At 72.9% G+C, this 8,262-nt stretch carries 9 protein-coding genes; 4 read left to right on the forward strand and 5 right to left on the reverse strand.

Annotated elements, in window-relative coordinates; all coding sequences use genetic code 11:
* A partial coding sequence (locus AB0J52_RS18290; protein WP_500182779.1) for a LuxR C-terminal-related transcriptional regulator occupies positions 1 to 579 on the reverse strand: 579 nt, incomplete at its 3' end.
* A 227-nt stretch (positions 580 to 806) separates the two neighbouring features.
* Complete coding sequence (locus AB0J52_RS18295; RefSeq protein ID WP_500182780.1) at positions 807 to 2,039, reverse strand: cytochrome P450 family protein; 1,233 nt, start codon at positions 2,037 to 2,039, stop codon at positions 807 to 809.
* Positions 2,040 to 2,348: 309 nt separating this feature from the next.
* Between AB0J52_RS18295 and AB0J52_RS18300 the strand changes: the two genes are divergently transcribed.
* The 3 genes from AB0J52_RS18300 (at position 2,349) to AB0J52_RS18310 (ending at position 5,675) form a co-directional block, all read left to right on the forward strand.
* The gene (locus AB0J52_RS18300) at positions 2,349 to 3,386 is read left to right on the forward strand and encodes a cucumopine synthase-related protein (RefSeq protein ID WP_500182781.1); all 1,038 of its coding nucleotides are present in this window, start codon (positions 2,349 to 2,351) and stop codon (positions 3,384 to 3,386) included.
* Positions 3,383 to 5,032 (forward strand): class I adenylate-forming enzyme family protein, encoded by a 1,650-nt coding sequence (locus AB0J52_RS18305; protein WP_500182782.1) that lies wholly within the window; start codon positions 3,383 to 3,385, stop codon positions 5,030 to 5,032. The genes AB0J52_RS18300 and AB0J52_RS18305 overlap by 4 nt, the downstream gene beginning before the upstream one ends.
* A 109-nt stretch (positions 5,033 to 5,141) precedes the next feature.
* Entirely contained in the window at positions 5,142 to 5,675 is a 534-nt protein-coding gene (locus AB0J52_RS18310; RefSeq protein WP_500182783.1) for a cupin domain-containing protein, read from the forward strand.
* 27 nt (positions 5,676 to 5,702) lie between these two features.
* Here AB0J52_RS18310 and AB0J52_RS18315 read toward each other — a convergent pair whose 3' ends face one another.
* Positions 5,703 to 6,104 carry a VOC family protein gene (locus AB0J52_RS18315; RefSeq protein WP_500182784.1) on the reverse strand — a complete coding sequence of 134 codons (402 nt, stop codon included), beginning with the start codon at positions 6,102 to 6,104 and terminating at the stop codon, positions 5,703 to 5,705.
* 56 nt (positions 6,105 to 6,160) lie between these two features.
* Here AB0J52_RS18315 and AB0J52_RS18320 point away from each other — a divergent pair, with 56 nt between their 5' ends.
* Positions 6,161 to 6,652 carry a MarR family winged helix-turn-helix transcriptional regulator gene (locus tag AB0J52_RS18320; RefSeq protein ID WP_500182785.1) on the forward strand — a complete coding sequence of 164 codons (492 nt, stop codon included), beginning with the start codon at positions 6,161 to 6,163 and terminating at the stop codon, positions 6,650 to 6,652.
* A 50-nt stretch (positions 6,653 to 6,702) separates the two neighbouring features.
* Here AB0J52_RS18320 and AB0J52_RS18325 read toward each other — a convergent pair whose 3' ends face one another.
* Together AB0J52_RS18325 and AB0J52_RS18330 are read right to left on the reverse strand one after the other, a co-directional pair.
* Positions 6,703 to 6,972: a hypothetical protein gene (locus tag AB0J52_RS18325; protein WP_500182786.1), complete on the reverse strand. Its 270-nt coding sequence runs from the start codon at positions 6,970 to 6,972 to the stop codon at positions 6,703 to 6,705.
* 237 nt (positions 6,973 to 7,209) lie between these two features.
* Positions 7,210 to 8,010, reverse strand: a complete 801-nt coding sequence (locus tag AB0J52_RS18330; protein WP_500182787.1) for a class II aldolase/adducin family protein — start codon at positions 8,008 to 8,010, stop codon at positions 7,210 to 7,212.
* Positions 8,011 to 8,262: the final 252 nt, after the last annotated feature.

Here is an 8,262-nt window from a genome sequence, read left to right on the forward strand (position 1 = left end):
GGCGCGCCGCCGCTTCGGCGCTCGCGCGGCGGCCTCCGACTCCGCCTCCGAGACGGCCGGACGGTCGGAGGCCCGGCCGTGATCCGGAGTCGGCAGGAGCCTCCGCTCCTGCGGCGGGCCAGGCGCCTTGGGGGACTGGAACGCGAACGCGGCGGCCGCCCCACCGACCAGGACCGTCCCGGTGACCGGCATGATCAGCAAGGCCGTGAGCCGTCCGCGCACCGACAGCCGCCGGGGGGCCGCCTGCTCGGTGCGTCCGCGGGCCCCGGCCGGAGGGCCGGCCTCGCGCGCCCCGTACGCCTGGGGCAGGCCGAACTCGGCCAGCAGCGTCGCCAGGTGCTGCTCCACGACGCGCTCGGAGACGTCGAGCAGCTCGGCGAGCAGCGCGTTGCAGTGCCCAGCGACGATCAGCCCGAAGACCTCCGTCTCGCGGGCGGTCAGCGTGGCCTGGTTGTGCCGCAGGATGCGGGAGGCGCCCGCCTCCTCGGGCGGCTCAGGAGCGGCCGGTCCCTCGGCCCGCAGGATGAGCCTGGTGAGCCGCACCAGCTGGTCCGCCGCCTCCCGGGCCGGTCCCTTCACGCGTCCTCCCCGAAATACCGCAAAACGGATACGCTGCGTGGTCAATCGTCGACACAGCGGAGTGTAGGGTCTGTGTGCGGGCAACGGAAGGTCTTGCAGAGGCAAAGAGAGGCGAGAGTGACCCCAGCGACTCACCTCCGCCCGAGAGCACACCGCAGCCCGCGCCGCGCGGCGCGGGCTGCGGTGTTCGGTGCGGGCCGTTTCCTTCTCGCGACCCGAGTCGCGGCTCAGGCGGCGGGCGGGCCCAGCGTGACCGGGAGGGTGCGGACGCTGTTGCTCAGGGCCGTGGTGAGCGGCTGGAGAGCGTCCTCGGGGGCCGCCAGGGCCAGGTGGGGATAGGTCGTGAAGAGCCTTTCGAGGGCGACCTCGGCCTCCAGCCGGGACAGGGCGGCGCCCAGGCAGAAGTGGTCGCCGTATCCGAAGGACAGATGTTCGAGCGGCGGGTCGGACACCTGGAACCGGCACGCCCGCCGACCGTAGTGCGCGGGGTCGCGCCCCGCGGACGCGTAGCCCACCACGACGGCGTCGCCGGCGCGCAGTGCGACCCCGTCGATCTCGGTGTCCCGGACGGCGTAGCGCATCGGGAAGTAGGCGACCGGGGACTGCCAGCGCAGGGTCTCCTCGACCGCCGCGCTCCAGGGGACGTCGCCCTCCAGCAGCGGCCCGAGCTGGTCGGGGTGGGTGAGCAGGGCGCGCACGGCATTGGTGATGAGGTTGATGGTGGTCTCGTGCCCGGCGATGAACAGGGTCATCACCATGTCGTGCAGTTCGGTGCGCGTGAGCGCCTTCCCGTCCTCGTCGCGCGCGGCGATCAGCGCGCTGGTCAGGTCGTCGCCGGGCTCGGCGCGGCGCAGCGCGATCACCTCGGCGAACAGGTCGTGCAGGTTCCGCATCCGGGCGGCGGCGTAGCCGGCCTCGTCGGTGTTGCGGATCAGCGAGTCGGTGAGCCGGTGCAGGTCGGCGTGCCAGGCGGCGGGCATCCCCACCAGCTCGCAGATGATGTCGCGCGGAAGCGGGTAGCTGTAGTGCCGTCGCAGGTCGACCGGGCCGGGCGGACGGTCGCCCAGCGCGCGCAGCAGTTCGCCGGCGACCTCGGCGACGCGTGGCCGGAGCCGCTGCACGTGCCGGGCGGTGAACGTCCTGCTCACGACGCGGCGCAGCCGGCGGTGCTCGGCCCCCTCCTTGGCGATCATGGACTCGGCCGTGATGATGTTGTTCAGCGGCCAGTCGGCGGGGACGTCGCCGGCGGCCCAGTCCGCCCAGTGCCGCAGCTCCTTGGACAGGTCCGGGTGGGTGAGGACGGTCTGCACGGTGTCGTGCCGGGTGGCCGCCCAGGCGCGGACGCCGCCGGGGAGCACCACCGGGACGAGGGGGCCGGTGTCGCGGAGCAGCGCGTTCTGCGCGTGCACGTCTCGCATCTGGGCGTCGATGTCGATGGCGTGGCGGGAAGGGACGTCCATGGTGACCCTCTCGATCGCCGGTTCGGACTCGGGGACCCGGGACGGCCGTTCGGAAATCGGGCGACGTCCCGCGGTCGCGGACTTGAACACAAGGTGATATTCAACTACGGAGAGTAAGTTATGGGTGGCCGCCGGGCGTATCGCCGTTTCGCGAGGACGGTCGGTCCTGCGGGTGACACGGGACTTGCCCGCCCGCCGGCACGCGGCACGCCGAGGGGGTGGGGTCTCCCGGCGAGCGAGAGAGACTTTGCCATCTCTATAGCCGCGACCAGCCCCGATCTGACTCTCAGTGATTGAGTATGACTCTTTGTGACCAGAGAGATAGAGATCGCATGGCCTGCGCTCGACCTGTCCATCACCGCGCGGCTCGACGAACGCAACCCGGCCCTGGCGCAGGCGCTGTGGGACGCCCTGCCCTACAGCAGCCTCCAGGGCCACGCCCTGGTGGCGGGTCACCACCTCTTCCACGTCGCGCCGATCCACGATCTCCTCCACCTGCACGGCCAGCACCGCGTGGACCGGCGGGCCGTCCCGGACGGGACGGTCTTCTGCTCCCGGCTCCAGCACCTGGGGATCAAATACGGCGAGCTGACCGAGCCGATGCCGGCGACGCCGGTCGGGCAGGTCGTGCCGGAGCACATGGAGACGCTCGCCGCGGCCGGGGCGGCGGTCTGGGACGCCGTCTACTCCAGCAAGGAGGCGATCCGAGCCGAGGTGCGCCGTCCCGGCTGCGAGGGCCCGACCGAGGACCGGCCGGGGATCGCGCGGCTCACGGCGCGCGACCCGCGCGTCGACGAACTGGTCGGCGACCTGCACGCCGAGACCGAGCGCATCTGGCTGCGGGCCCCCGCCGAACTACTCGACCTGCACGCCGGCCGCATCGCCTCCGGCGCGGGCAGCTACGGCACGACGCTCACGACGATGCTGTTCGTCAACGGCGAGACCCGGCCGCTGGGCTACAACGTGTACGGCGGGCTGGTGCGTGCGGCCAGCCAGGGCATGCCGCTGGAGTCGCTGCTGCAGATGACGCGGATCCTCGGGGCCGTGCCCGCCGAGTTCCTGGCCTACTGCGGGCTGTGGCGACTGGGCGAGTTCACCGACCGCCTCCTGGGCTGCCTGCACCACATGACCTCCGACCGCGAGGGAAGCCGCGACGACTTCATCGCCGTCACCGCGCACATGGCCCTCTACCTCAACTGCCTGGGCGGCTGGAACCTGCAGCTGTTCCCGTGGAATCTCGGCGACCACCACTCCGCCGCGTCCGGCCCGTCGGCCTGCGGGGCGGACGGCCGGGTGAGCGTGCCGCGGCAGGCCGGCCATCAGTCCGGCGAAGGGACCCCGGTATGAGACCGGCGGACGAACGGCCGGCGCCGGACGGCCTGGCGGCCGGGACGCCCTCGGCTGTCGGGTCCGGCGGGGGACCGGGATCCGCCTCGGACAGCGGCGGCTTCGGTCAGGCGCTGATCGCGGGACTCCAGGCGGCGGGTACTCGGGAAGTCCTGGTCCGCGGGGCACGCCGTCTCACCGGCGAACAGGTCCACGCGTCGGCGCAGGCGCTCGCCGCCCGACTCGCGGACGAGGGCGTGCGTCCCGGCGACACCGTGGCCGGCCTCTATGGCCCGCACCTCGAATCGCCCATCAGCCGCGTGGCCGCCTACCTCCTCGACTGCCGGTATGTGTACCTGCTGGCCCGCATGCCCCTCGACGCCGTCGAGACGGCGGTGCGCCGGTTGCGTCCGGCCGTGCTGTTGGTCGATCCGTCCCGTCAGCGGCAGGCCGAAGTCCTGCAAGCCGCCGACGCCGGAATCCACTGCGTGCACCTTGACCCGGGCGTGTTCGCCACGCGGCGGACGGGCCCGTCGTCCTTGCCCGAGCGGCGGACGCGCGGGGCGCCGGAGCAGATCGCATCGGTCCTCTTCACCAGCGGCACCACCGGCGAGCCCAAGTCCATCGCGTACAGCAACCGCTCGGAACTCGCCCAGTTCGCCACCGCGATGGCCGTCCTCGGACCGCCCCCGTGGCGGTTCCTGGCCCCTCCCGCCGCCTTCGTGCCCAGCCTCATGGCCCAATGGGCCATGGCCACCGGCGGCACCGCCGTCCTCCCCGAGCAGGACGACGCCGCGTCGATGGCCGGGCTCATCCGCCGCGAACGCGTCCGGCAGTGCACGATCGGCCTGCCTCAGGACCTGCTCGCGTTCGCGGACCACCTGGCGGCCGCCCGGCCCGACCTCGGCGAGCTGGAACTGCTGGTCTACGGCGGCGCGTCGGTCCCTCCCGCGCGGGTGGCCTCCCTCGCGCGGCGGCTGCCCGGACGGCTCCGCCAGATCTACGGCACCAGCGAAGCGGCGATGATCGCCACCCTGAGCCCGTCCGACCATCAGCGCGGCGAACTGCTCGGTTCGGTCGGACGCCCCGTCCCGCGGACGCAGGTCACGGTCTGCGATCCGGACGGCAGGCCGCTGCCCCCGGGACGCGTCGGTCCGCTCTGGGTGCGCTCCGCCCAGAACATGGACGGCTACCTCGACGGCGAGACAGGAACCCTCTCCATGTCCGACGGTCTTCCCGGCCCCGCCCCGCCGAACGTCCCCGACCAGGCGGACGCCTCCGCGCGCCGGGGGCCCGAGTGGCTTCCCACCGGGGACGCGGCCTATCTCGACCGGGACGGCTACCTGTTCCTGGTCGGACGGCTCGTCGACCGGCTGCCGTCGGGCGCCTATCCGCAGCCGATCGAGAACGCCCTCGACGAGCACCCGGCCGTCGCCGAGGCCGCCGTCTGCGCCCTTCCTGACGGCACCACCGCCGCCCTCGTGGTGCCGCGGCCGGGACACAGCATCGACCTGCCCGCCCTGCGCACCCACCTCGATGCTTCGCATCCCTCTCACACGCACCCTCAGCACCTGCGCCTGACCGACACCCTGCCGCGCACTCCCAACGGAAAGCTCGACCGGCGGGCACTGGCCGAGCACTTCGCCAAGTCCGGCCCGTCCGGCTGATCCGTCCCGTCGGCTCGGAGATGCCGGTGGCTCGCGGCGGCCCCGGCCGACGTGGGCCCTGCCGGAGCCGGGCCCGGGACGAACGGAAGCGCGGTGGCAGAATCGGGTCGTGAGCGACGCGAGGGAAACGGACGAGACGTCCGGCACGGCCGCCTGGCACGGCCCGATCGGGGACGGCCGGATCGGGGACGGCCGGATCGGGGGTGGCGGCCGACCGTCCGGGGCCGGGCGGATCGAGCATGTGCGCGGTGACGCCCTGACCGGAGACACCGCGCAGACCGCGGGCATGCGGCGGCTGGAGGCGATCTCCGGCAGGACGGTCGGCTCCGAACGGCTGTGGATGGGCCGCACGCACGTCGGTCCCGCGACCAGCTCGGGCGACCATCACCACGGCGAGGCGGAGACCGCGATCTACGTGGTGTCCGGGCACCCGGTGTTCGTGTTCGCCGAGGGCGACCGCGAGGTGCGGATCGAGACCGGGCCGGGTGACTACGTGTTCGTCCCGCCGTACGTCCCGCACCGGGAGGAGAACCCGTCCGCCGACGAGGAGGCCGTCGTGGTGATCGCCCGCAGCACGCAGGAGGGCATCGTCGTCAACCTGCCCAGCCTGTGGGCCGGCGTCGAGCGGCCCGGGGCCGAGTAAGGGCGGGGAGGGGCGGTCGGCCGCCGGTCAGTAGCTCTGGAGTTCCAGCAGGTTGCCGTCCGGGTCGCGCAGGTGCGCCGAACGCAGGTTCGGGCCCCATTCGGGACGGTCGGCCGGGGCCGCCACGACCGAGGCGCCGAGGGCTTCGAGGGCCTTGGTCGCGGCGTCCACGTCGTCCACCTTGAAGACCAGCATCGAGCGGTCCTGCCCGGACGCCGGAGGGAGACCGGCCGTTCCGGTGACGGCGGCGATCGCGGCGCGCCCGAACAGCGACAGGGCGCCTTCGCCGTCCAGGTCCCAGTGCGCGTACCGGGCCTCGGGCAGCATCCTGGCGGGCTCGACTCCGAGCAGCTCGCGGAGGGCGCCGGTGTAGAAGCGGGCGCAGGCGTCGAAGTCGTCGATCAGCAGGCGGGGGTAGAGGGCGTCCATGCCGTCTCCTATCCGTTGGGGTTAACCAATGATTGGACAACCCCTACTATAGGGACATGGATCGAGCCGCGCGCCGCACCCCGCCCCGGATGCTGGGCGTCACCACCTACGCCCTCGCCCGCGCCGGACGCCTCGGGCGCGCCCGGATGGCCCGGATGATGGGGGAGCACGGCTTCGGCCTCTGGCACTTCGCCGTGTTGTCCGCACTGGACGACGCGGCCGAGCCGCCGTCCCAGCGCGACCTCGGCGCGCGGCTCGGCATCGACCCCAGCGACCTCGTGGACGTCGTCGGCGCGCTGGAGGAGCGGGGCCTGCTGCGCCGCGACCGCGACCCGTCCGACCGACGCCGCTACGTGGTCACGCTCACGCCCGAGGGCAGGGCCGAGCTGGAAGCGGTCACCGGCCGCGCCGCCGGCCTGGACGCCGAACTGCTCGCCGCGCTCGACCCGTCCGAACGGGCCGCCTTCACGGGCATGCTCCGCCGCGTCCTCGACCACCAGGAGGACATCGCCGCGCGCGGAGACGCCCCGGCGAGCGGGGACGCCTGAGCGCGCCGCGACGCCCGGGCGCTCGCGACGCGGTCGGGATCCGGTTCCGGCTAGCCGGTGGGCATCGCCTCGCGCATGCGCTCACGCGAGTGCTGCGCCTGCTCGTGCTCGTGCTCCGGGGCCCACTGTTCTTCCAGCCGCATCGCGCAGCCGAGGGCGAAGAACGTCGGAGCCCACTGCCCGACGAAGATGCCCCACCGGTCCGCTCGCTCGGTCGACTCGGCGCCGCGCGACACCATCCAGGAGACGAACGAGGCTCCGATCGACGCGGCGCCCATCGCGTAAAGGACGTTGGACGACAGGCCCATCTTGTGCAGCATGCTGACCATGGTGCTTCCTCCCTGGGAATCCGGGGGTCTTCTGACCCCGCTGAACCCCCTTCCCCGAGGCCGGGGCCCCATCGTCATGCGGGGACCAAGTCTTGCCCTGCTGGACGGGAACGTCCGCGCGGGTCGAGCCCGCTGCCCCGGACACGCCGAGGGCCCGGACACGCGCCGAGGGCCCGGCTCCCGTGGCGCGCCCACCGGAACCGGGCCCTCGGCAGGCCGGACCGCCCGTCAGTCGAACAGGTCCGGCTGCTCCCGGACGATCTGGTCGTACAGCGGCTGGTAGTTGATCCAGGCGACCAGGTCGTTGCCGAGCTGCTGGTGCGTCAGCTCCGCGTTCTCCTTGCTGATGTGGACGACCTGCCCGGCGGCCTTGGCGAGCAGCTGCACCTGGCAGGAGCGCTCCATGGTGATGAACCACCAGGCGGCGGCGTCCACCGAGTCGCCGACGGTCAGCAGGCCGTGGTTGCGCAGGATGACGGCCTTGTAGGAGCCGAGGGCGGCCGCGATCCGCTTGCCCTCCTCGGTGTCGGTGACGACGCCGGTGTAGTCGTCGAACAGGCCGTGGTCCTCGTAGAACGCGCAGACGTCCTGCGTGATCGGCTCCAGCTTCTGGCCGAGCGCCGAGATCGCGCGGCCGTGGGTGGAGTGGCTGTGCGCGGCGGCGACCACGTCCGGGCGGGCCTGGTGCACCTGCGAGTGGATCGCGAACGCGGCCTCGTTCACCGGGTAGCGCCCCTGCACCACCTGGCCCTGGTGGTTCACCAGGATCAGGTCGCTGACCTTGACGTGCTTGAAGGACATCCCGAACGGGTTGACCCAGAAGTGGTCGGTCATCCCGGGGTCGCGGGCGGTGATGTGGCCGGCCACGCCCTCCTCGAAGCCGAACTTGCCGAAGATGCGCAGCGCCGCGGTCAGCCGCTCCTTGCGGTGCCGGCGTTCCTCCTCCACGGTCGCGAAGGTCTCCGGCAGGCGGAAGATCAGGTCCTTCGCCGGCAGCATCTTCTCCAGGAACTCTTCGTCGGCGGACATCGGCCACTCCTCGGGGGTCGGATAAGTCCACAAAAGCGCACCCTTACAGGGTTCGACTAGCCCGAAGTGGCCCAATCCGGGCCGGGGAGGTTGTCCGTCGCGGACAATGGGACCGTGGACGACTCCGACCGCTACCTGCGGCTCCTCCTGGACGGCGCGGCCGACCCCGGCATGCTGGACGCCACCGTGCGCGCCGCCCGGGCCCGCTCGGCGCAGGTCGGCGAGCTGCCCGAGGCGGAGGTCCGGCGGCAC

Origin of the sequence: Spirillospora sp. NPDC049652 (assembly GCF_040675125.1) — a bacterium.
GTDB lineage: Bacteria > Actinomycetota > Actinomycetes > Streptosporangiales > Streptosporangiaceae > Spirillospora.